Consider the following 21617-nt stretch of genomic DNA (forward strand, 5'->3'; position numbering starts at 1 on the left):
GACCGCCGGGATAATGAACTCGAATAACATGATACCACTTCGTAAAGAATACAATTCGGCGAACAGGAAATGAGAGAGTGCATGAAATTGTCTATATCGCTGCTCTGCCTTTATCTAGGGATCGCGATTTCATGGTTGCCCATGGGGCACGTTGCGGCGGACGACATCGTGATCCGTCCACCGATCATGGACGGGCCGCTGGACAATCCACTCAAGGGATGGTGTCCCTATACGGATGCTGGCAAGATTCACCAACCGTATTCGATGGTGTTCCAGTACGTCTCGTGGCGTGAACTTGAACCCGTACAGGGCGATTTTCAATTTGATGAATGGGAGAAGACTTGGGACGTCCAGGCGGCAAAAGGGAAACACATCCTCTTTCGCGTTTACGTGGACTACCCATCGCTGCCGTCGGGACTACCCGATTGGCTACGCACCGCCGGTGTGAAAGAAACGATCTACGACGATCATGGGGGCGGCAGGTCGCCCGACTACGATGACCCTCGGATGATCGCAGGCATGGAGCGTTTGATCGCGGCGCTCGGAAAGCGATACAACCAACATCCCCGAATCGCTTTTGTTCAATTGGGTTTACTCGGTTTCTGGGGCGAGTGGCATACATGGCCTCGGGAAAAACTCTACGCGTCGCCGGATACCGAACGACGAATCGTTGACGCCTACAACAAGGCATTTCCTGACAAGTCATTGATGGTGCGATACGCCAAAGGCTACGCAGGTCAGCAGAAGTGGATCGGTTTTCACGACGACATGTTTCCGCAAGATACCGACAACGGAAAGGACTGGAGTTTTCTCGCAGGACTGCGAACGGCGAACAGAAGCGATAATTGGCAAGTTGCCGTGGTTGGTGGCGAGATGGTGCCAAACAAGGCTAACCAATGGCTCGGAAAAGACTTCGGCACCACATTGACGATGGCGAATCGGTCGCACTTCACTTGGGTGGGTCCGTACTGTCCGGCACTCGAAAAGTCGAAGGACGAGACGTTTTTGAAACGAAGCCAAGAACTGGTTCGAAAGATGGGCTACGAATTTCAGATCACCGAGTTCGCTCATCCTGTCCAAGTGAAGGCGAAGCAGTCGGTTCAATTTATACTCAAAGGCAAGAACCTTGGAGTCGCTCCGTTTTATTACCCCTGGTCCGTCCAGTGGGCACTACTTGATGCGTCGGGCAAGGTGGTCACACTTCAGCAGACCCATTGGGATATCCGTCGTTGGAAACCCGGATCGTTTTCCGAAGACATCAAACTCGCTTTCGAAGTTCCTGCGGGAACGTACCGTGTGGGACTTGGAATTCGTGATCCTTGGCAAGACCGTCCGGCCATCCGATTTGCCAACGATTTGCCGGTGGTCGCAGGATGGACAATCCTCTCGGAGTTGACGGTTGTCCCTTAGCTTGCATCGTCCGCGGGTGTTCGCTTTGCGGCTGCGTTAACCGATGACGTCATGCGGAAGTTGCGGACCGCGATCTCGCCATGGGCGAAGGTTAGCATGACCCTATTCTTGTCACGGGCGAGTGCGGCGTGCTTGAGTTCGGTTTGGAAGTCGCCGATGCTTAGCGTCGCCCGATTTCCCTTGACCTCCAGTTTCATCTTCACCCACTTCCCGTTGATGGCTGGAAGATCCGGCAGTTGTTCCGGCTTGATCGTCTCTCCCTTGTTCTGCTTCGATGATTGCCTGGCCCAAACGATGATCCGCGTCGGAACCTTTGACCTACCTGCAGGGGCGCCAGGGGTTTCATCGGCGAGTGTGACACGGAAGATGTGACCGTCACCGTTGAGCGTGAACACAACGCGTTGGCAATTCGTCGGCTTCATCTCGAACTCGATCGTGGCATCGTTGAATTGACGCGGCCACTTCAGAATCGGTCCGTGGTTCTTGAACTGCTTGTAGAGATCGGGATCGGCGACGCAGCTGGCGATTCCATTTTGAAATTGCCACTCGCCCCGTTCCGCCACTCGGCCATTGAGTTCTGCATCCGAGAAATCATCGACGAATTCTTCAGCCGAAACAAAGGGGGTAACAATAAGGAGTGCGGTGGCAACAGCGAGGAAAGTTTTCATGGTCTGACTTGATCTCGTTTTAAGGTTAGCATCGTATGGCTTTCGATTTGGGCGAGTCCTTTCCTTTCAAACCCGTGATCCCATTCTCGGTGTACTTCGGCTGGAAGTCGATGAAATCCTGATTGCTATTGTAATGACTACTTTCCATGCGGATCTGGTAAGTCAATTCCGTGTAATTATTGGGGGCTTTAAGGTCCTAGACGATCGGCTGCCAAAGAAAAAAGGTTAGAAAATGAAAGGTTAGAAAATCACAAGCATGACGATAGATCAGCGACGCGTGAGCCTCTGATTTTTTAACCTCTCATTTTTTAATCCCTTGCTGCCCCTGAGACATTGGGGGCGCTAAAAAATGAGGTAACGCTTGCGTGATTTTCGTGTGTGGGGATTTGGCAAAATGATTATTTGGCAAAATGATTTTCAGGATCGAGGTAGCTTGGTTTTTAATCATTTTGCCTGTCAATCGTTTTGCCGACCTTCATTGCCATAAGTGGTTCTGCATGGTTTCCGGATGCGTGGTTTTGACAAAATGATTATTTGGCAAAATGTTTTTTTCGGTTTAGAGACAGATTAATGGCACTGAGTCGATCGAATCCGTAATTAATGGGTGAGGTGCCGGTTTGGGTGATCCAGTTGGGGCTTTTACTGTCCGAGTGTTTTGCGAGCTTCCGTGTGAATCAAACCAAAGTTGAACGTCTGGTCCAATTGCTCTCGGAGCACCATGACCAGCTATACCGGTACATCCATTCACTGGTAGGTAGCCCGCATGATGCTCGTGATGTGCTGCAAGAGACCTCGTTCGCGCTCTACGAAAAATTTGATCGCTTTGATGATTCGCGTCCGTTCCTGCCGTGGGCCTATCGATTCGCTTACATCCACGTTCTGAAATGGCGTGAATCAAAATCACGGGAAATTCCGCTGCTCAGCGCCGATGTCATCGAACTGTTGGCACGAGAGCGGCAAAATCAAGAATCCGATCTGAACCGCCGGGTGACGCTGCTGAACCAATGCATCCAACAGCTGCCGCAATCGGACCACAAACTCGTACGATCGCGTTACCTTGAAGGGGTTGCTCACGACACGATCGTCCAGCAAGTGGGGACAAGTCGCCGCACGTTGTTCCGAGACCTGAAACGAATACGCCATCAGTTAATGAACTGCATCGAAGGAAAATTGGCATTGGGTGATTGTCAATGACGAACAAACAACCCGACCCGAAAACTCGCCGTCGACTCGAGTCGCTGCTCTCGATGCATATCGACGAAGGACTCGATCAAGCTGATACTGAGGAATTGGAGTTCCTGTTACGCGATGATCCAGGCAATCGGGAGTTCTATTTGCAGTACATGGATCTGCAGGCCGCGTTGCCTATCGCCGTTGCCTCGGCGGCTGGCGAACATGCGACGTCATCCGAGCAAGATTCCGATTGGATATCCGCGTTGGTGGAATTCTCGGAAATGAAACGCGAATCGAACAGGACGCTCGATCACTCGTCTGGCGATCGTTCGTCTGGCCATCATTCGTCTGGCCATCATTCGTCTGAATCGAGTCTTGCGCCGTGGATGATCACCTTTGCGTCGCTCGCGGCGACTTGTTTGATTGCGGTGGCGTTCTATGTAACGCGATCTACTCCTGTCATGGTGAACTCTTCGCCGACGTCACAGCAGGAGCAAAATGCAAACGATCAGAAAATCCAGCACGGTGACGTGATCCTGACCCAGGCAGCCGGTGCCGAGTTGTTTGGCGAGTTTCTGCCACCGGTGGGCGAGCCGCTGCGGTTTAATCACGAGTACGCGCTCACCGCCGGGATGATTGGGCTTCGGTTTCCTGATGGTGCGGAAGTCATCCTGGAAGCACCGAGTATCGTTGAAATTTCGGGTCGAGAACGCTTGTTGGTCAGTATGGGGCAATGCAGTGTGCATGCACCGCCGGGAGCCGAAGGTTTCGAAGTGGTCACGCCTCAGACGGAGATCATTGACCTGGGCACGCGTTTCTCTGTTGCGGTCAGTGACGTCGGCGCGACCGATGTACAGGTCATCGAGGGGCTGGCCGAAGTGCGGGCGACGAAAACGGTCACAGCCGATCCCGTCCGGCTGGCCGAACGTCAGGCTCGCCGATTTAGCGATGAAAGCGGGGATCGGCCGCAGTCAATCGAGTTCGATTCCGGCAGCTATCGAAAAACGCTACCCGATCGCGTTGTCAGCTACCTGGCAAAGCCAACCGAAGAGGGTGGTATCTCGGAACTGCAAAGCGTGACCGTCCAGCGTGACCATCGCGAGGTGACCATCCCCGTTGCCGACATGATCCGCGTTAAGGTGACCCACTTCTGTGGCACGGACATCGCCGGCACGTCCGTCCAAGTGGGTAATGACGTCGACCGACTAGCGGGCTTAGAGACCGACACGCTGCTGTACACGGGAGTGCTGAATCCAGGAGGTTCGCTCAAACCCCTAGCTGATGATCCCGTGCTCGCAAGTCCTAATGTCGAAGGTAAAACCACCCCTGGTTTGGCGATTCAGTTCCGCAAACCGGTCGTCAATCGACCCGGGCCCGATGTCGTGTTCTTTGAACTGCAGTCTGTCGTCAATCCTCCCGAAGGGGATGCGTTTCACGTCAGCCCGTTGAAGTTTAGCGAGGGGCTACGGTCTGTTTCCATTCGCAAATACGACATCACCATGACGTCGCGCGAAGCACAACAGCTAACATTATTCGAGCCCTATTTTTTCCGCGAGTCGCCCTCTTGTCTCGAAGGTCTAATGACTGGCGAGGTGTATCGACGTCGGCCTTCGATGCGGTTTAGCGCATTGGCCGTGGGGATCGATCTGTCGGACCTGGGTTATGCGGACGGTGCTGCCGTTGACGGTTTGTTTTTCCAGGACGCGTTGGACGACTTACATATCGTTGACCCTGTGTTTATCGCTGGACTGCCTTCGGATCAGGTTGAGAATACAAAAGAATGAGTCTCTATCGAGAAAAAGTTAGCGTCAATGACTCGTGGAGTCTTGATCCGCTCGGAGTCCGCGTGAAAGTCGTCACCGCTCTCGCGGTATTGATTTTGTTGGCGGCCGGCCGGGCCTTGGCAGTGGAACCGGTCATTCAGTGGCGGTTCGATGGTGAATCGCAAGCCGGGACCGAATCACGATCAGGGATATGGCTGGGCAAACCTGGTACCCTTGCCGATGGACCACGACCGCCCAAGTATCCGGGATTCGAGACGAACAACACGGCCATGTCCTTTAGCGGGCACGAGGGCGCGATTCAGATCAAGGACCACAAACGTGGCGGCGCCACGAACGTTCGATTCGGACACGGCGACACCCTCGCTTTTGAAACCTGGGTGAAATTCAGGTCCATCCGCGCAGGGCAAATCGCCTACGTGCTGGGCAAGGGGCGGCACCCCAAACATGGTGACGATTTTGGCGACGACAATCAAAATTATTCGATCCGGTTCCAGGGATCGGGGGGCGGCGCCCAAGTTGGATTGCTGTTCACCAGCGAGCATCCGCAGACGAAGCAGCGCGCGTGGCATCGTTGGTGGAGTGAGGCCACCGTGCCGGGCGCTGGCTGGCATCACGTGGCGCTCGAGTTCACGTTCGGCAAAGGCGACAGTTTACACGCCTGGATCGATGGCCAACCGGTCACGGGCAAATGGGACGAGAGCGGCGCAACCGATCTGCCGCCCGTCCAAGACGCCGACGACCTCGTCATCGGCACTGGCTTTACCCGCGGCGCAAGCTCGTCCTTTCAAGGCTGGCTGGACAACCTCGCGATCTATCGCTCGCCCTTAGATCCCGCCGACGTCGCCGAGCGTTACCGGTTTGTCCCGCTGCCGCCAGCGGTGACGCGGCAATTGATGACGTCTGGCAAGGTGCTGGTGCAGATCAGCGAGGACGGCGTTCCCGAAGCCAACGGCTGGCCGGAAGACCCGCAGGTCACCGAGGACTATCACGAAGACGTGTTCGGACTGTTCGAGCTTCCCCATAAATACGTTGCCACCGGTGTCCGCGGCGACCGCGCCAACCCATCGCACCTGCGTGCCTCGGCGATTGTGACCCTACCCGCAGGTAACCACCGGATCTTGGTCCGAGGCCGCGGTATGTGTCGGCTGTACATCGACGGCAAAAAATTGCTTGAGACTCCGCCCCGACCGCACGACCCCGGAGGCTACGAGCCGCTTTCGGTTCAGGACAAGTATCTCGATCTCGGTCCCGACTTTCGCTTTGCACCGCCGGGAAACCGTGATGCCTGGTGTGAATTCGAAACCTCCGGTGGCGAGCATTTCGTCATCTTGGAAACGCTGGTTGGTGGCATCATCGGTCGCAGCACTTTCCGCCCCGAGCTTGGTGAGACCGTCGTTGCCGTTTCCCTTGAAGGCAGCGAATCATGGTCGTTGCTCTCCCCTGGGGATCGCGAAGTCCGTTACACCGACGAAGGTTGGCAAGCGTATGAAGCCGAGCGTCGTGAAAGGCTCACCAAAATGAATGCTGCTGCCCGTGCGGAACGTCGAGCTGCCAATCACGACTACTGGAACCGTCGCCGCATCGCCGCCGCCGAGTGGTTGGCGGGCACCGACCAGGTCACCGTGCCTGAGCTGGCCCCCGGTTATCCCGCCCACAATGCGATCGATCATTTCATTGCCGCGCGGATCGTGGATGTCAAACGGGACTCGACCCAGTCCGCCACGGGTGACGTCGACTATTTCAAACAGATTCGCCCTCTACTGGAGTCGCGTTGCTACGACTGTCACCAGGGCGGCAAGGCTCAAGGCGATTTGCGTCTGGACGATCACGCATCCGTGTTGGCCGGCGGTGACTACGACGGCCCCGCCATCGTTCCCGGCGACATCGACGCGAGCGCATTGTTGGACCGGATCACATCCGAGGACGAAGATGTTGTGATGCCACCTAAGGGTGATCGGTTGACGGACGAGGAGGTCGCTTTGCTGCGGCGCTGGATCAAAGAGGGGGCTGTATGGCCACAGTTCGACGTCGACGATTTCCAGCCGACTCCGCTCGCGGATGACTTGCGTTTTCTCAGGCGTGTGACCCTCGACACCGTTGGTGTGCCGCCGACCGAATCCGAGATCACGGCGTTCCTCAATGATGAACCAGAAACGCGCCGTGCCGACGTGATTGATCGGCTGTTGGACGATCCCCGCTGGGCCGATCACTGGATGGGTTATTGGTTGGACGTGCTCGCCGAAAACCCGAACATCCTTAACCCGACGCTCAACAACACCGGGCCTTTCCGCTGGTGGCTGTACGAGTCGCTGCTGGATAACAAACCCGCCGACCTGTTTGTGACGGAATTGATTCGCATGGAAGGCAGCGAGCGGTATGGCGGCCCGGCTGGCTTTGCCACCGCGACGCAGAATGACTTGCCGATGGCCGCCAAGGGGATCATTGTCAGTTCGGCATTTCTCGGAGTCGAAATGAAATGCGCGCGTTGTCATGATGCCCCGTCGCATGTTTCGCTGCAGGAGGATTTGCTACAGCTTGCCGCACTGTTGAAACAGCAACCAATCAAGCTGCCCGAATCCAGCAGCGTGCCAATGGATCGGCTGAGTCACACGGGCCGCAAGCCACTGATCGAAGTCACACTGAAACCGGGAACCGTCGTTCAACCGGCCTGGCCGTTCGCCCGTTACTGCGATGAATCGGTCGCGGATGCACTTGCGGAAGATCCACAAAACTCGCGAGACCGACTCGCGGTCCTCGTGACCGCGCCGCAGAACGAACGCTTTGCCCAGGTGATGGTGAACCGCGTCTGGCAACGACTAATGGGACGTGGTCTGGTCGCCAGTGTGTCCGATTGGGAAAAGGACGGTCCCTCGCATCCAGAATTGCTGCGTTGGCTCGGGCATCAGTTTGTTGCGTCCGGCTATGACATGCAGGCCGTCAGCCGACTGATCCTGAATTCGCATGCGTATCAACGTGCGACCGATCCGACGCTCCGCGAAACCAGTCCACTGTTTATCTCGCCGGCACCGCGGCGATTGACGGCCGAGCAGATTGTCGATTCGGTTTTCCACGCGACCGGTACTCCGTTTGATCTGGAAGAAGTCAGTTTGGACATCGACAGCGTTCGAGCGGTCGCGACCACCATCACGTTAGGCAAAGCACGACGATGTTGGATGCTTGCTTCGAGTTCCAATGAACGGGATCGCCCCAGTTTGTCACTGCCACGGATCACCGCCGTCACCAGCGTTTTGAAAACCTTCGGCTGGCGTGGGGCACGCCAGGATCCGCAAAGTATTCGTGACACCGAATCGAACATTCTGCAGCCAGCGATCCTCGCCAATGGCGTGATGAGTATCTGGTTAACGCGGCTCAGTGACCGACACGGAATCACACAGCTCGCACTGGAGGATCAGTCGGTCGAACAACTTGTCGATCGTGTTTTCCTCAGGCTGCTGACGCGGAAGCCGTCCAGCGAAGAAAAAGAACGGTACGTCCGATTCCTGTCCGATGGCTACGACACTCGCGTGATCCCCGAATCGCAACGAGTCCGGCCGACACCCGGCAAACGCGAGCCCGTCCGTTATGTCAGCTGGTCCAACCACGTCGATGGCCCTGCTAATACGCTGGCGGTGCAAAAGGAAGCCGATGCTCGCCGCGGCGACCCGGCAACCAATGCCTTAAACAATGACTGGCGTCTCCGCATGGAAGATATGCTGTGGGCCGTCCTGAATTCGCCCGAATGGGTTTACACACCGTAGGAAATCCGTAGCGAAACTCGCCAAGAGTTTCGAGTTATTAATGCACTGCGAAATGTTGAAGTGCGTTTTTTAGCCACGGAGTGGCGACAGTATGTAGCCTGGGGCGTAAGCCCCAGGAAAACTGCAGTTACCTCTCCACCGACGAAGTCGGGGGAGAGGTCGAGCACGCCCTTAAGGCGTTGCTCGGGTGAGGGGGCGACCGCGCTATCGGAGAGCGATCCGGTGCAAACGGCGATAGCGTCGCCATTGGTTTGCTCGGTCAGCCCCCTCACCCCAGCGTTGCTGAAGGCTCCGCTGGACCTCTCCCCCAACGAAGTTGGTGGAGAGGTGGCATAAAAGTTACGCAACCAAAAATCACGACAATAGCAAAGTCGTAGCAGTCCAGGCTTACGCCCCAGGCTACATGCTGACGTGCCTCCGGCACTTCAAAAATGACGCGTCGGATTACCAAGCCAACCGACTGCCATAAGCAAACGAAACCGTTTTTTGACCACAAAATCAGGCCCGCGGCTAGCGCCGTCGGCTCACGAGTTCATTCAACCATTGGATCACTCTTATGAAGCGACGACACTTTCTTGCACAAACCGGCGCACTGGCCGGATCCTCGCTCGCTGGTCGGCCGTCGCTTGCGTCCGAGGTGCTCGCGTCGCCGACCGCGATCAATGTCCCTAAAGGCAAAGCTGAGCACGTAGTGTTTATCTGGTTGGGCGGAGGGATGGCCCAGGTCGATACGTTTGATCCCAAGAATCGCGGCAACTCCAAAGCGTCTCCGAAGCTCGCTGGCTCGGAGTACGACTCGATCGACACCGTCGTACCGGGAGTGAAGTTCTGCGAACACTTGCACCGCACCGCGAAGCTCGCCGATCGCATGACCGCGATCCGCACGGTCAATCATCATCTAGTCGACGAACACGCGTTCGGCACCAACTTCGTCCATACCGGCCGTCTGATCAGCGGCAGTGTGACGTATCCCTCGATCGGTTCAATCATCGGCCATGTTCGCGGCGCCGCGAATCCAGACGTTCCGGCGTACATGTTGATCGGCTATCCCAACGTCAGCCGCGGTCCTGGTTTTCTAGGTGCCAAGGCAGGTTATGTTTACCTCGTCGATACCGATAGCGGCCCCGCTGGTTTCTCTCGCCCCGAGGACGTAACGGAACTTCGAGTCCAACGGCGCCAGCAACTGCTCGCACCCCTGACCGACCGCGTCCCGGACGACTCGGTCATCTCGGAGTACCGCACCGCGCAAGCCGAAGCTCTGCAGTTGGCTGGCCCGGACTTCATGCGTCATTTCCGCCTGCAGGATGAGCCCGACGATTTGAGAAACGCCTACGGTGGCGAGTTCGGTCAACGCTGCTTACTGGCCCGTCGCCTGGTGCAGGCCGGCGTGCGATTCGTCGAAGTCTCCCACAACTTGAACTTCATCAACGGCACCGGCTGGGACACCCACTTCGAAGGCCAACAAAACCAGCATCTGCTAATCAAAGAACTCGACGCCGCATTGTCAGCCCTGATGAGCGACCTCGAAAAACAGGGCATGCTCGACAAGACGCTGGTCGTGATCGGCACCGAGTTTGGTCGCCCCGCCGAATACGATGCTCGCGGTGGCCGCGGACATCAAGGTAGTTGCTTCAGTCTAGTCCTCGCCGGTGGCGGGCTGAATCATCAAGGCGCCTACGGAGTGACCGACGATCGCAGTAAGAAGATCATCGAGAACCCTGTCTCTGTCCCCGACTTTCACGCCACGATCCACGCCGCGCTTGGCATCAATCCAGCCCACGAACTTTTCGACGGCTCACGCCCGATCCCGATCACCGACCAAGGAAAGCCCATCGCCGCGTTGTTCGGGTAAGGAATAGGTGGGATAGGCTTCCAGCCTGTCATGGTGGAAACGACAGGCTGGAAGCCTATCCCACACTCAAAACGCGATATCTTGGATGAACCGAGTTGAATCAATGACCTGCCTGAAGAAACCATCACTGTTATCGATCGCGTTTGCACTCTTCTTCACCGCGGGTGCGGTCGACAATGTCGCCTTAGCTGACGAACCGCTCACGCCACAGCAACTGCAGTTCTTTGAAAAGCATGTTCGGCCACTGTTGAGCGAACAGTGCTATAAGTGCCATTCGGAAAAGTCGTCCAAGGGAGGTCTGCGTGTCGATTCACGCAGCTCGCTGTTGTTGGGAGGCGAATCAGGATCAGCCATCGAACCCGGGGATCCTGATGCCAGTGTGCTGATCGAGGCGGTGCGCTACGAAACGTTCGAGATGCCGCCCTCGAAAAAGTTAAGCGATCAGCAGATCGAAATTCTTGCCAAATGGATTCAGATGGGGGCTCCTTGGCCGGGTGACCACGGCGACGTCGTGCGGCGTCCCGAAGGCAAGACGTTCACGGACGAGGAACTCAATTGGTGGGCCTTCCAACCCGTGAACGATCCCGTTCCGCCGACACAGCTTTCGCAGCCCGATTGGTGTCGCAACGAAATCGACCAATTTATCGCAGCGGATCTGGATCGCCAGCAACTTGTCCCTGCACCCGAAGCGGATCGAGCAACGTTGTTGCGTCGCCTGTATTTCGATCTCATCGGGCTGCCCCCAACACCTGAGGAAGTGCGGGCGTTTGAACGAAACACTGACCCGCAGGCCTACGAGAAGGTCGTTGATGAATTGCTGGATCGTCCAGAGTACGGCGAACGATGGGCACGGCATTGGTTGGACCTGGTGCGGTATGCGGAATCCGATGGTTACCGCGCGGACCGCGGCCGTCCCCAAGCATGGCGGTATCGCGACTATGTGATCGATTCGCTGAACGAAGACAAACCGTACGACCGGTTTGTTCAGGAACAATTGGCGGGGGATGAGCTGTTCCCCGACGATCCCTCGGCTCTGATCGCCACCGGATTTATGCGACACGGGATTTTTGAGTACAACGTGCCCGATATCCGCGGCCAGTGGGACAGCATTCTCAATGAGCTCACCGATGTGACGGGCGATGTCTTCTTTGGATTTGGTTTTCAATGTGCCCGCTGTCACGATCACAAATTTGATCCGTTGTTGCAAAAGGATTACTTTCGACTGCGAGCCTTCTTTGAAGCCACGCTCCCTCGCGACGATGTGATTGCGGCAACCGCCGATGAAAAAGCAGCATACGCGGCGCAAGAGGCGGTCTATTTGCAGAAAACTCGTGAGCTTCGAGAGCAACTCGATGCGCTGCTCGAAAAACCGCTGCAAGCTGTCTTCGATGCGACCACCAAACGGTACCCCGATGATTTGATGGAGATCATTCGTAAAAATCCCGAGGAACACACACCCTACGAAAAGCAGCTGGTGGCATTCGCTAACCGGTTGATTCGTCACGACCAACGAGGTGTCGATTCTCGGGCGAAAGGTGACGCGAAGGATCAAATCCTGGCTCTGCGACGTGAACTGGCGAAATTTGATTCGTTGAAACCCAAAGCCTTGCCGCAGCCGATGACAATCACGGATGCCGGCAGCGTTGCTCCGCCAACAATCATTCCCAAGCGAAAGACGGAAGTGGCGCCGGGATTTCCCACAATCATGGAGCCCGAAGTTCCTACGATCACGCCTCCGGAAAACGTTCCCAATACAACTGGACGGCGATCCGTGCTCGCCAAATGGCTGACTCGTCCCGAGAATCCACTGACAACACGTGTGATCGTCAATCGCGTATGGCAGTATCACTTTGGACGCGGACTGGCTGCGAACAGCAGCGACTTTGGCATCCTCGGTGGAACTCCCACGCATCCCGAATTACTCGATTGGCTGACCAGCCGCTTTCTCGAAAATGGCTGGCGATTCAAGAGCCTGCATCGACTGATCGTCACTTCGGCAACCTACCGCCAGGCCGCGTCGCATCCGCAACTGGCGGAATTTCAACAGCAAGATCCCACCAATCGCTGGTACTGGAGGGGCGAAGTGCGCCGCTTGGATGCCGAACAGATTCGCGATTCCATCTTTGCCGTCACCGGAAAACTTCAATTGACTCGCGGTGGTCCCGCCGTGTTGGCGGACCGTCCTCGCAGGTCAATCTACACTCGCGTGATGCGGAACAGTCTCGATCCGTTGATGGAGGTGTTCGATCTGCCGCAATTCATCTCCAGTAGCTCCAGCCGAGATGCCACGACCACGCCGGTTCAATCATTGCTGCTGATCAACAGCCAAGTGATGCTGGGTCACGCCGCTGCCCTGGCCGAACGAATCTATTCGCAATTGACAACCGATGACAATGTTCAAGCACGATTGGAAAGGTTGTGGGAGGTCTTCTTCGGTCGTCTACCGACCGTGGACGAACTGGAGCAAGCGAAGTCGTTTCTCGATATGCAAGAACAATTCCGTGCGAGCGAACAGCAAAATGACGGGGTGCCTGCCAATGTCACGACCGGACAAGTTCCGTATCGTGATGGCCAGGCAGTGCTGTTCGAAGACAAACCACAACAGGAACGATTCCAGGTTCCCGCCGATCATCGCCTCGATGTCGACGACTTTACGTTCGAAGCGATCTTTCAGCTGCGGTCGATATACCAATCAGGAGCGGTACGAACGCTTGGTGCGAAGATGGCTCGACTCGATTCCAGGTCCGGATGGCTGTTTGGGATCTCTGGCAAGGGATCTCGCCGGAAGCCACAAACGTTGGTGCTGCAAGTCTTCGGGATGAATTCCGAGGGCCGGCCTGAGGAGGTTGTGCTGTTCTCGGATCATCACCTGGACATCAACAAACCCTACTACGCCGCCGTCAGCGTGCAGATGAAAACACCGGAAACCTCGGGCGTGATCAAGTTCCACTTGAAGGATTTGTCCAATGACGAAGAACCGATGTCGACGGTGGAGTTTCCCAATCCGTTGGTCTCGATGACAGCCAACCACGATCCGCTGAGCGTCGGATCGGGACGAAAAGCAGACCATTTTGATGGATTGATCGACGATGTCCGTCTTTCGAACGAGGCCCTCTCGCAATCGGAATTATTGCATACCGCCGAGGGGTTCACCGCGTCCACGATCGGCTATTGGAAGTTCGAGCCGAAGCCGGGGCTGCTGAAGGACAGCTTACCCGATGGATTGCCAATAGAACTCGGCGGACGCGGACCAAAATTCACCTCCGCCTACGCCGCGTTTGTCGATCTGTGCCATGTATTGTTGAACTCAAACGAGTTCCTGTATGTCCGTTAATTTTGAATTTATCGTAGCCTAGGCTTCCAGCCTGGGTTTGCTGTGATTCCCAGGCTGGAAGCCTAGGCTACGTTGCGTAACGTCCCTCGCGAAAGTTCGTAGAAACGCAGAGATCTAGGGCCGGTTCCTACCGGCCAATCTCAAGCTGGCCGGTGGGAACCGGCCCTACGACTTCCCACAACATCTCCAACCAAACTCCCCACGCCAAAACGGTCTAACGATGAACCCTCATTTTTCGCTTCCACGATCGCGACGTGAATTCTTGACCCAGAGTGGCGCTGGTTTCGGAGCACTTGCGCTGGCTGCGATGCAGGCGGAAACCAACCCTTTGGCTGCGGCGACCAATTCAAGTCAGACACCGGCCCCGCATCACCCGCCGACCGCCAAAAACGTGATCTTCTTGTTCATGGAAGGCGGCCCCAGTCACATCGACACCTTCGACCCCAAGCCCGAGTTGAACCGTCTCGCCGGCCAGCATCTTCCTGATAGTTTTGGTACGGTGCTGACCGCCATGGGAGAGTTCCATTCGCCGCTGCTGGAGTCGAAGCGGAAATGGAAGCAGCACGGCGAATGCGGGACCTGGGTTTCCGACTGGCTCCCGCACACGGCGAAGTGTGTCGACGACATTGCCGTGATTCGTTCCTGCTGGACCGATGGCAACAGTCACTCCGCCGGCGTGTGCCAGATGAACACCTGCTCGATGCTCGGTGGACGTCCTTCGCTGGGAAGCTGGGTGACGTATGGACTGGGTACCGAGAATCAGAACCTGCCCGCATTTGTGGTGATGCAGGATGGTCGCGGCTCGGTCGTGAACGGCCCTCGCAACTGGAACGCCGGCTTCATGCCCGCGACTTACCAGGGGATTCATCTGTCCGAAGGCTCACAGCCCATCGGCAACCTCAATACGCCCGAAGGCATCAGCCCCAAGGTTCAGAAAGGAAAACTCGATCTGCTGAATTCGCTGAATCAATCCTTTGCCAACGACTACCCACAACAAAGTGAACTCGAGGCGAGAATCCGCAGCTATGAACTCGCTTTTCGAATGCAAGCTGCGGCCCCCGAAGCAATCGATCTGAGCCAAGAGAACGAATCGACCCAAGCGTTGTACGGCATGGATCAAAAGGAAACCGCTTCCTATGGACGTCAGTGCCTATTGGCTCGTCGGCTGGTCGAACGGGGTGTCCGCTTTGTTCAGCTGTACCACGGTGCCGGCAGCCGCTGGGATGCACATAACAACATCGAGTCCAACCACACCCAATTGTGCAAGGCGATGGACAAACCGGTCGCGGGGCTGTTGAAGGATTTGAAGCAACGTGGATTGCTCGATCAGACGCTTGTCGTATGGGGTGGAGAGTTCGGCAGGACACCGATGTCCGAACAAGGCAACGGACGCGACCACAACCCCACGGGATTCTCGATGTGGATGGCAGGCGGCGGCGTCAAGGGAGGACAGGTCATCGGTTCCACTGACGAGCTTGGCCTGAGAGCGGTGGAAGACCGACTGCACGTCCACGATCTGCACGCCAGCATCCTGCACCTGCTGGGGCTGAGCAACATGCAACTCACATACAACTACAACGGCCGCCCCGAACGCCCCACCATCAACGAGGGTGCTTTCTACAAGAAGTTGACGACAGGCTGATCAAGTAAGCGGATCGAGATCGGCCCGAGTTCATCCTGCTCTAGGATCGGAAGTTGCGGCGAGCCGGTAAGTCGGCAACCGATTGATCCGAAATGGTACCTCAAAAAACGGCGTGATCTGCTACAAGAACTCGGCTGGAATCCCGCCTATCAAGAAGCGGCCCGACTGTACCTCGCCGCAGGCTACCGTGACGAACCGTGACTCTTTACGGCGCAAAAGAACTCACCAGGTGCGTCGCCCCGTTGTTGCTATGTCGCTGTAATCGGGCGATTCCGAAACTTGGATCACGGTTTTGAGCCAACGGAAGTATCACGTTGCCGCTCAAACTTTCCGAACGGCGAATCGCACAACCCCAGCACTTTGGAGCCAGATTTTTCGCATACACGTTGGGCAAATCAATGCGGTCACCATAATGGGTAAACCAGTTTGCTTGACCCAGGATTCCGAATCGCTGATACTCGGTGAATTCCCAAGCGGTGATAAGCTCCCATCAAACAAGCGATAACACCCACGGAATCAACTTATCACCCCAACATCCGGCGATAGTCGCCTCGTTATGCGGTCGATGTGCAGCATGCACGCACGGCAAAACTCTACACAGTCCCAGGAACCAGTCGCGATGTTACAAGCTGCTCAACTGTCCGGAATCGTGTTGGCACTCTACGTTGGTACCGCACACGGATTGACCGTCGACGAAGTCGTTACCCCGCAATACGTTAACGATCACAAGGATACGATCTCTGTCAGCGCAACTCCATCAGATGACCTTATTGAATTCTCGGTAACGCTCATGCTAAAAGACTATCAGTTTGCCGTACTGAATACGGTCGTCAGTGACGGCAAACGCACGCTGTCCAAGAACCACACAAGTGTCTTCTCTAGGATCCCTAAGGCTACTTTTCGCCTTTCCGTTCCGCGAGACCTGGTCGCAACGTCAACGTTTTCGGTTGCAGCTTGCACATTTGTTCAAAGGGAGAATGGAACGCTAACTCCTATTCCGGGAACAATCAACTACATGATTCAAATCCAAGAATTCGCCCCCACGGCTAAGGCCCGATAGACAATAACACATCTCCATGAGATGGTACGGCGTGTCGGTGGTCGCCGAATTTACATGGTCGGTCAACTGCCGATACCCGCACATCACAACCGTTACACCTACTGAAAGCATCTCGCATCGACACACCTCCGATTCGAAGACGGTTCCGCATTCTCGATGGGATGTTTTTGACAGCGGCGATTGCCGTTTCACTTACTGCGTGTGTTGTGTGTAATGACCAGCTAAGTCAATTGCCCACCCGCATGCTGATCGTGATCTACTTTGGTGTTGCTGGATGTTCCTTTACGTGGACTCTCGCGCTGCTTGTATTGTTTGATTTGACACCGATTCGTGTCGCCGCCCGGTCGCCAGGCAAGTTAGCGTTGTTGCTCTGCACTTTTCTCACGATTTTCACCGTGCTACTGAACTGGCATTGGCTCTTTGCAATTCAAGCACCTTTGTCGGATCGATTTATTAACATTTTTTGGGAGGTATTATCCGAATCCAGGTTACCGGCTTTTGCTGTCATTGCAGGCTGGCTAACACTACGCCTCGCCAATGCGACGAACGTAATGCAGGATTGGCTCGAATCTGCTGGTCAACTGCTTGGTGTATACTGGATTCTGTTGGCGTTGCTTAGTCCGATACTACTAAACACACACGTGCTTGAGTCGATCGGTGTAACCATGCGATGGTGACGGAGCGGCGGTGGTCGCCAGTTCACGTCATCCGCGACATCGCATCGGGCGAACGTCACTTCGGTTAGAACCACCTGATCGTTGGAGCCTTCGCGTCGGACCAAAGTGCGGTCGGTCTTAACCACAGATTTGCACCGATGGACACAGATGTGATTGATCGAGGTTCGTATCTGCGTGCATCTGCGTGCATCTGTGGTTGTTAATGACGCCCGGAACGATACGGCTCCAAGAACGCTGTGTTTTCGATTCTGCGTTGTCGATTGTTGCTCGGCCCCACTTCGGCCGGTATTCTAGGGTTCGTCAGGTCCGTCCCATTGGTGAGTCGTTCGCCATGCAGGCCCCAACGCAAGAACCAAGGGTTGTTGCGGAGCCGGGCCAGTGAGCGTTTGGCAATGGAAATTCAATCGTCCCGGCCCGCAAAACCAGACGTTATCCGACTGAAGAATGCCAAACCCCTACATCCCGCCAGACACAACGATGGACGTGCGTTGGAGGACTGCTTTCTGGCGGTCTCTTACGCGACGCCAGGTGATCGGGTTTATGCTGTTGACCACCCCGTTTCTCCTGTTTCATGCCGTACTCGTAAGCGGTGCAATCTGGCGATTGAATCGACTCTATCCCAACCACTATTTGCTATATTCGTTTGGCGTCTGTTCGCTGATCTTTTGCTCAGGTGTTGCAACTTGTCTTATCCTTCACGCAGTTCGGATAGCGGTTGGGGGGCGTTTCACGAGTGCGATCAAGCTCTATCTTGGCACGTTTTTCCTGCTATTCCTTTCGGACTTTGGCGTTTGTAATATTGGAGACTTATTAAACTCTCCTCTGCAGAAGTACTTCCCCAATCTCTGAGGTAGCCCGCCACGACGAATAACCAAGTCGTGAATGTGCTCGTCAGGCAATAGCGGATGTGGAACCGAAAGATTGACGCGACAGAAAGATTGGAGAGACGGAAAAGCGAGTCCCTCGGCTTTTGGGCCTTCATCTTTTTGTCAATCATTTTTTTACCGATAACGGGTCGCCAATTCGCACCGTCGATTGAACAACCCGTCGATCGCTGTTTCGGCCCATTGACGTCGCTGTTAGCCGCCGCTCGCTGACTGAAACGCTTGGTCTCTGCCCAGCTTCATTCGTCTGTCCCCCATTCGTCTGTCCTGCTGGAACACCACAGCGCGCAAGCAAACTACTGGAAGGTAGACGCTGAGGGCAATCGTTTAGCCGAACAGAACAAATGACAAAAGGATGCGGTGGAGTCGAGGAACGTGGGTTGGCTCGCTTCGCTTCAGCACAATTGTCTCCCGACCCACTGAGTCTTGACGTTTATCGAAGCCACTATGATCGCGCCCCCGACCGAAGACGACTGGCACAGCGAACCTTGGGGCCTGGATGCAAAGGCCGCGTACGAGCGGTTTAACGGCAAGACTCTTGAACAAGCGGTTTCCATGATCGCCGCCGACGCGCTCAACCGCGAAGAGGACCTGATGTTCATGCCAGCGATCTGTTTCCGCTACTATCTTCCGGCGTACCTTCAATACCTGATGTCCGGCGCATCCCAACGTGATTCTGACGGTGCTTCATGCGTATTTGGACTAATCGACCATCGACACGACGACATTGTTGGCGATGCGATCCTATTGCGCAACGTGGTTCGGACGATTGCGCATGTGGGTGACCGACAATCGTGGTACGATGCAGACAAGTCGATCTATGGATCATTTAGAGGCAAGGCCGACCGGATACTTCGCAAATTACAATCCTCGTGACAAACACCACGTACCAAGGGATGGACGCGGAGGACACGAAATCGCGTTTGGCCAGTGGAGGATCAAACGTCCGTGCTTGGCTATCGCCAACGTTCTGTGACACCACGCAGTTTCCGGGCTATTAAGTGATACGAAGTAACGGAGGCGGATAGCGAAGTGCAAGTGCCTCGAATCTCACCGTGGGACGCAAACTTGGTTCTTGACATCTCGCTTCGCTGGCCAGCGAGGCAAGCTGACCGGCAGCCGACATACAGACAATTGCTTCCGATTGCCCAAATCAGACATCAAGTGATTGAGAGAGAAGAATGCACGTGCTTTCGGGATGTTTGATCGTTGCCGCAGGGCTGTTCATGCTGGTTTGTGGCCGTCGGAAGAGCGATTTTGTTGTCTATCGCCTCATGGCGGCACGATCGAAAATTCTATGGGGCGAAAACGTGCATCGCTTTTATCAGATTGTTGGCGTCATCGTACGGTTCTCTTCGAATGCCATTGCCCCGCCGTTACCGGTCGTTCAAGAGACAGCCTTGATATTGAGTCCTGGAACCTTTTCCTTTCTTGGAACCTTTTCCTTTCTGGAATCAGAAAGACGGGTGGATTGATTTTTCGCTAGAGGAATCGGCAGGTCGATCCCCATACTTTGCGGTAGGATAGCGAATCGCATGATGATAAAGAGCCTTCTCTCCGCGGGCTTTTAATCGAGATGATCGGAGTTGGACTCGGCCACCGCACACTTTGTATCAAAATGACATAGGCTTCATGAATTCGAAAGCAACTACCGCCAACGCAGTCGGGGGCGAACGAACTAAATTGTCGGATGCTTTGCTAGTGGTTGGCTGTAGTGGACGAGGCTACGAGTCTCTGCGATTTATCAAATTTCAAGGACTCGTAGTCTCGTCCACTCCCCTATAATTCAACGCTGACAAACCACTTTGTTGCTGTAGTTGCGGACAACGGAGGACACTTCTAATCATCTTCGTACTGGTCGTGCCCGTGTTATCAGCGTTTTGCTGCACTGGCACAAAACGTGCTTGTGGAGTGTATCCGTATGGGTTCATACATTGCTCATCCGCCGTGTTCGGTCTTATTGGCGTGGTACTGTGGATAGATCTTCTCAAGAATGCACGATGAAGAACGCAGCCCCCATTTTTCTAGTTCAAAAGGGCATTTTTCTTAATGCTTCGGCCATTTTTACGGTTTGGTTTCAATGTAGTGAGATTCGCCAGAATTTCTCGCCATTCACGAAGTCTGGCGACATTCACTACCCCAAAAGCAAAGTGAGAGGAAGCACTGGGGGACTGTTGCGCTGTTTGCTGTTGGTCGGGGCTGTTCTTTTGCCTGGAATCATGCCCTGCATTGGATTGCAATCGAGCCTTTCCGAATGCGAAGCACCTCTTGATGCAGCGGAGTCATCGGAGGAAGCGGTCGTCCGCACCCAATGTCATACGCCGCTTCGCCGTTCTCAGTCAGAATCGCGGCATTTGGTTGTCGCGTATCGAAAGGCAACTTTTCGTGTGGTTGGCGACGTGGGCCGAACTGCTCCCACCGGGCATCGGCTTGCGAACCATCTCATGGCGCCGCTGCTTCTCTAGCCGGGCCTTTGCTTCTGGGACGAACTTCGTCGTCAACGCCCTGCCTCTTATCACAATCCTTGTGATGCTGGCGGAAGCTTTGGCGGCATGCGTACTGCGGTTGCGGCACGTATAGCCAGACGACCGACACTAAATGCAATTCAGATTATCGCTTCATTCCAATCTCTTTCAAGGACTCAGGACCATGCAAAAACTCGTCGATGGCATTCACGAATTTCAAGATAGCTATTTCACTTCCCACAAGTTACTTTTCGAGCGATTGGCCCAGGGGCAACAGCCGCTGGCATTGTTCATCACCTGTTCTGACTCGCGCATCGATCCCAGCCTGTTGACGCAAACACAACCGGGTGAGTTGTTCATCATGCGAAACGCCGGCAACATCGTGCCTCCTTACGGAGCCGTGCTTGGTGGGGAAGCGGCCACAATCGAATTCGCCGTTTCTGTGTTAAAGGTGCAGGACATCATTGTCTGTGGTCATTCCCACTGCGGAGCGATGAATGGCTTGCTGCACCCTGAGGCTGTCGACGAGTTGCCGGCAGTTCGTGCTTGGCTGACGCATGCCGAAGCCACCTCGCGAATCATGAAGGAGAACTACAAGCACATCACCGAAGCAGCGCCTCGGCTGACGGCGACGGTCGAAGAGAATGTATTGGTGCAGCTTGAAAATCTGAGGACACATCCCTCCGTAGCGGCAAAGTTAGCCCGTGGCGAACTGAAGCTACACGGTTGGGTTTACAAATTCGAGACTGGTCAAGTTTTCGCGTACGACGCCGAAAAGGGACAGTATCTGCCCGTGGAAGAAACCGTCGCTCGTTCCTCGAGTGTCTCGGCTGAGTTGCCTTCGATTTAGACACAGATCGCATCGTTGGCGTTGCTCAAGATTAACCAATCCAGATCGCAAAGAGACGAA

13 protein-coding genes are annotated in these 21617 nt (G+C 55.3%); 12 read left to right on the top strand and 1 reads right to left on the bottom strand.

Annotation, left to right across the window (positions count from 1 at the left end; translation table 11 throughout):
• Positions 1 to 81 precede the first annotated feature (81 nt).
• Entirely contained in the window at positions 82 to 1410 is a 1329-nt protein-coding gene (locus ABD971_RS02195) for a DUF4832 domain-containing protein (protein ID WP_345318960.1), read from the top strand.
• Here the strand turns inward: ABD971_RS02195 and ABD971_RS02200 are convergent.
• Positions 1407 to 2078, bottom strand: a complete 672-nt coding sequence (locus ABD971_RS02200; RefSeq protein WP_345318962.1) for a hypothetical protein — start codon at positions 2076 to 2078, stop codon at positions 1407 to 1409. The two genes, ABD971_RS02195 and ABD971_RS02200, sit on opposite strands and share 4 nt — an antisense overlap.
• 669 nt (positions 2079 to 2747) lie before the next feature.
• Here ABD971_RS02200 and ABD971_RS02205 point away from each other — a divergent pair.
• From ABD971_RS02205 to ABD971_RS02260, 11 genes are all read left to right on the top strand, one after another.
• Positions 2748 to 3272, top strand: a complete 525-nt coding sequence (locus ABD971_RS02205; protein ID WP_345318963.1) for a sigma-70 family RNA polymerase sigma factor — start codon at positions 2748 to 2750, stop codon at positions 3270 to 3272.
• Complete coding sequence (locus ABD971_RS02210; RefSeq protein ID WP_345318965.1) at positions 3269 to 5035, top strand: FecR domain-containing protein; 1767 nt, start codon at positions 3269 to 3271, stop codon at positions 5033 to 5035. The genes ABD971_RS02205 and ABD971_RS02210 overlap by 4 nt, the downstream gene beginning before the upstream one ends.
• Positions 5032 to 8793 carry a DUF1553 domain-containing protein gene (locus tag ABD971_RS02215; protein WP_345318967.1) on the top strand — a complete coding sequence of 1254 codons (3762 nt, stop codon included), beginning with the start codon at positions 5032 to 5034 and terminating at the stop codon, positions 8791 to 8793. The genes ABD971_RS02210 and ABD971_RS02215 overlap by 4 nt, the downstream gene beginning before the upstream one ends.
• A gap of 556 nt (positions 8794 to 9349) precedes the next feature.
• On the top strand, positions 9350 to 10645 hold the full coding sequence (locus ABD971_RS02220; RefSeq protein ID WP_345318969.1) for a DUF1501 domain-containing protein: 1296 nt from the start codon (positions 9350 to 9352) through the stop codon (positions 10643 to 10645).
• A gap of 103 nt (positions 10646 to 10748) precedes the next feature.
• A complete protein-coding gene (locus ABD971_RS02225) occupies positions 10749 to 13979 on the top strand; it encodes a DUF1549 domain-containing protein (protein WP_345318971.1) in 3231 nt (1076 codons plus the stop codon).
• Between the two features lie 220 nt (positions 13980 to 14199).
• Positions 14200 to 15621 (top strand): DUF1501 domain-containing protein, encoded by a 1422-nt coding sequence (locus tag ABD971_RS02230; RefSeq protein WP_345318973.1) that lies wholly within the window; start codon positions 14200 to 14202, stop codon positions 15619 to 15621.
• A 619-nt stretch (positions 15622 to 16240) separates the two neighbouring features.
• On the top strand, positions 16241 to 16681 hold the full coding sequence (locus ABD971_RS02240) for a hypothetical protein (protein ID WP_345318975.1): 441 nt from the start codon (positions 16241 to 16243) through the stop codon (positions 16679 to 16681).
• Between the two features lie 161 nt (positions 16682 to 16842).
• Complete coding sequence (locus ABD971_RS02245; RefSeq protein ID WP_345318977.1) at positions 16843 to 17358, top strand: hypothetical protein; 516 nt, start codon at positions 16843 to 16845, stop codon at positions 17356 to 17358.
• Between the two features lie 1331 nt (positions 17359 to 18689).
• Entirely contained in the window at positions 18690 to 19118 is a 429-nt protein-coding gene (locus ABD971_RS02250) for a hypothetical protein (protein ID WP_345318979.1), read from the top strand.
• Between the two features lie 305 nt (positions 19119 to 19423).
• Positions 19424 to 19717 carry a hypothetical protein gene (locus ABD971_RS02255; protein ID WP_345318981.1) on the top strand — a complete coding sequence of 98 codons (294 nt, stop codon included), beginning with the start codon at positions 19424 to 19426 and terminating at the stop codon, positions 19715 to 19717.
• Between the two features lie 1174 nt (positions 19718 to 20891).
• Entirely contained in the window at positions 20892 to 21557 is a 666-nt protein-coding gene (locus ABD971_RS02260; protein ID WP_339946061.1) for a carbonic anhydrase, read from the top strand.
• Positions 21558 to 21617: the final 60 nt, after the last annotated feature.

Source organism: Novipirellula rosea, assembly GCF_039541335.1.
GTDB lineage: Bacteria > Planctomycetota > Planctomycetia > Pirellulales > Pirellulaceae > Novipirellula > Novipirellula rosea.

Bases quoted from the DNA above. Each gene is read 5' to 3' on its own strand.
- ABD971_RS02230 (WP_345318973.1), top strand. From the start codon at position 14,200: ATGAACCCTCATTTTTCGCTTCCACGATCGCGACGTGAATTCTTGACC.
- ABD971_RS02220 (WP_345318969.1), top strand. From the start codon at position 9,350: ATGAAGCGACGACACTTTCTTGCACAAACCGGCGCACTGGCCGGATCC.
- ABD971_RS02195 (WP_345318960.1), top strand. From the start codon at position 82: ATGAAATTGTCTATATCGCTGCTCTGCCTTTATCTAGGGATCGCGATT.
- ABD971_RS02240 (WP_345318975.1), top strand. From the start codon at position 16,241: ATGTTACAAGCTGCTCAACTGTCCGGAATCGTGTTGGCACTCTACGTT.
- ABD971_RS02255 (WP_345318981.1), top strand. From the start codon at position 19,424: ATGCACGTGCTTTCGGGATGTTTGATCGTTGCCGCAGGGCTGTTCATG.
- ABD971_RS02210 (WP_345318965.1), top strand. From the start codon at position 3,269: ATGACGAACAAACAACCCGACCCGAAAACTCGCCGTCGACTCGAGTCG.
- ABD971_RS02215 (WP_345318967.1), top strand. From the start codon at position 5,032: ATGAGTCTCTATCGAGAAAAAGTTAGCGTCAATGACTCGTGGAGTCTT.
- ABD971_RS02200 (WP_345318962.1), bottom strand. From the start codon at position 2,078: ATGAAAACTTTCCTCGCTGTTGCCACCGCACTCCTTATTGTTACCCCC.
- ABD971_RS02260 (WP_339946061.1), top strand. From the start codon at position 20,892: ATGCAAAAACTCGTCGATGGCATTCACGAATTTCAAGATAGCTATTTC.
- ABD971_RS02250 (WP_345318979.1), top strand. From the start codon at position 18,690: ATGATCGCGCCCCCGACCGAAGACGACTGGCACAGCGAACCTTGGGGC.
- ABD971_RS02245 (WP_345318977.1), top strand. From the start codon at position 16,843: ATGTTTTTGACAGCGGCGATTGCCGTTTCACTTACTGCGTGTGTTGTG.
- ABD971_RS02225 (WP_345318971.1), top strand. From the start codon at position 10,749: ATGACCTGCCTGAAGAAACCATCACTGTTATCGATCGCGTTTGCACTC.